Raw genomic sequence first — 2,679 nt, forward strand, 5'->3', positions numbered from 1 at the left:
AACAAATCAAAGATTAGTATAATAACAATAATATAGACGACTTAAGGAATAACACATGACATTGATGGTATCGGGTTTATATGCGGGCTTAACGGCGCTGTTGGTTTTAGCATTATCTTATAAAGTGGTTAAATTTCGTCGAGCAAATAAAATTGGTATCGGTGATGGTGGCCATCAAGGATTATCCATTGCAATAAGAGCTCATGGCAACTTAATTGAAAATGCGCCCATAGCACTAATTTTGTTAGCACTGGCTGAACTGAATGGTATGCCGGTTTACTTGATTCACAGTTTGGGCACGGCATGGATTGTTGCGCGTTTATTACATGCTATTGGATTAAATCAAGGTCAAGGCGGCCATCACTTCGGTCGTTTTTGGGGCGTGTTAACCACTTGGATTGTGCTATTGGTTTTAGCGGTCGCTAATATTGGCTTCTTTCTAGGGTTATAGCATTGAAAGTATACGGGAATAGCAATATTCCCGCGTGTTTTACAAGGTTATAAAGGGATAAAAATATTTCACTTTTGATGTTTTTTTAGTCACACTTAGTGTCGCTGTACTGCTATACTCCGCGTCCGTTAAATTCAGCCATAGGCTGATGTTGTCATCGGATCAGCTAGGCTGGTTTTTCCCATTTATGTAGGTCATATACATGCAAGTTGAGTCAACGTTATTTAATTATCCAAAGTTTTGGGCTGAATGCTACGGAACGGCACCTTTTTTACCCATGTCTCGTAAAGAGATGGATATTTTAGGTTGGGATAGCTGCGATATTATTGTCGTGACTGGCGACGCGTATGTTGATCACCCTAGTTTTGGCATGGCAGTAATTGGGCGAATGTTAGAAGCCCAAGGTTACCGTGTGGGGATTATTTCACAGCCTGATTGGTCAAACAAAGAAGACTTTATGCAGCTAGGTCGCCCAAATTTATTTTTTGGGGTAACCGCTGGCAACATGGATTCGATGATTAACCGTTATACCGCTGACCGCAAGTTACGTCATGACGATGCATACACCGCCGGTGATATTGGTGGTAAACGCCCAGACCGTGCAGTAACGGTTTATACCCAGCGCTGTAAAGAAGCCTTTAAAGAAGTACCGGTTGTTATTGGTGGCATTGAAGCCAGCTTACGTCGAATTGCGCATTATGATTATTGGTCAGATAAAGTACGTCGCAGTGTGATTTTTGACGCCAAAGCAGACATCTTAATTTACGGTAATGCAGAACGGCCATTAATGGAAGTTGCACGCCGTATTGCTGCGGGTGAAGCCATTAGCGATATTGACGATGTTCGTGGTACCGCAACAATGCGTAAAGAGCCTATGCCCGGTTGGCGTGGTATGGATTCGCGCAAAATAGACCAATTACATAAAATTGAACCGTTACCTAGCCCTTATGGTGCCGATGACGTTGGTTGCAGTAATTTGTCAGGTCCAACAGACGAAAAGATTTTTGATAACGAGGCTCCTAAAGCCATTAGTGTGCAACCGCCTCGTCCAAAGCCATGGGAAAAAACCTACGTGCTACTTCCTGCCTATAATAAGGTCAGCGAAGACAAGTATTTGTATGCCCATGCCTCGCGTATTTTGCATCAAGAGCAAAATCCGGGTTGTGCCCGTGCGTTGTTTCAACCACATGATGCTAACCGTGGGGTATGGGTAAATCCACCGGCTTGGCCATTAAACACTGATGAAATGGATGCAGTATTCGATTTGCCTTATCAACGCATTCCACACCCTATGTATGGCCAAGAAAAAATTCCTGCCTACGATATGATTAAAACATCAATCAATATCATGCGTGGTTGTTTTGGTGGTTGTTCATTCTGCTCGATTACCGAGCATGAAGGACGCATTATTCAAAGTCGCTCGCAAGAGTCGATCATCAAAGAAATTAAAGATATTCAAGAAAAAGTACCTGGTTTTACCGGCGTCATTTCTGACTTGGGTGGCCCAACGGCGAACATGTACCGTTTAGGTTGTACCAGTGAGAAAGCCGAGAAAACCTGTCGACGTTTATCGTGTGTGTTCCCGTCTATTTGTGGCCATTTAGGCACAGACCATAAACACACCATCGACTTATACAAAGCGGCACGTGAAGTACCGGGCATTAAAAAAGTGTTAATTGCTTCGGGCGTTCGTTACGATTTGGCTATCGAAAACCCTGAATATATTAGAGAGTTAGCTAAGCATCATGTGGGCGGTTATTTAAAAATTGCCCCTGAACATACCGAAGAAGGGCCGCTCAGTAAAATGATGAAGCCAGGTATGGGAACCTATGACAAGTTTAAAGAACTGTTTGATAAGTTTTCTAAAGAAGCGGGTAAAGAACAGTTCTTAATTCCGTACTTTATTTCGGCGCATCCTGGTACTACCGATGAAGACATGATTAATTTGGCATTATGGTTAAAAGGGCAGAAATTTAAGCTCGACCAGGTGCAAAACTTTTATCCATCTCCGATGGCAAATGCGACCACGATTTATCATACCGAACTTAACTCACTGAAAAACATTAAGCATGATAGTGAACAAGTGACAGTACCGAAAAAAGGCCGTCAGCGTAAATTGCATAAATTCTTATTGCGTTACCACGACCCAATGGGTTGGCCGATGATCCGTGAAGCGTTAGTGGCTATGGGTAAAGAGTCGTTAATTGGTAATGGTCCAAATCATTTGG

Annotated in this window: 2 protein-coding genes; both read left to right on the top strand. The window is 42.8% G+C overall.

The genetic code is table 11. The features are described from left to right. Positions 1 to 55 precede the first annotated feature (55 nt). Positions 56 to 451, top strand: a complete 396-nt coding sequence (locus tag CXF78_RS19700) for an MAPEG family protein (protein ID WP_011635885.1) — start codon at positions 56 to 58, stop codon at positions 449 to 451. Positions 452 to 653: 202 nt separating this feature from the next. Continuing rightward, a partial coding sequence (locus tag CXF78_RS19705; RefSeq protein ID WP_102037709.1) for a YgiQ family radical SAM protein occupies positions 654 to 2,679 on the top strand: 2,026 nt, incomplete at its 3' end.

Origin of the sequence: Shewanella sp. 11B5, assembly GCF_002836795.1 — a bacterium.
Lineage (GTDB): Bacteria > Pseudomonadota > Gammaproteobacteria > Enterobacterales > Shewanellaceae > Shewanella > Shewanella frigidimarina.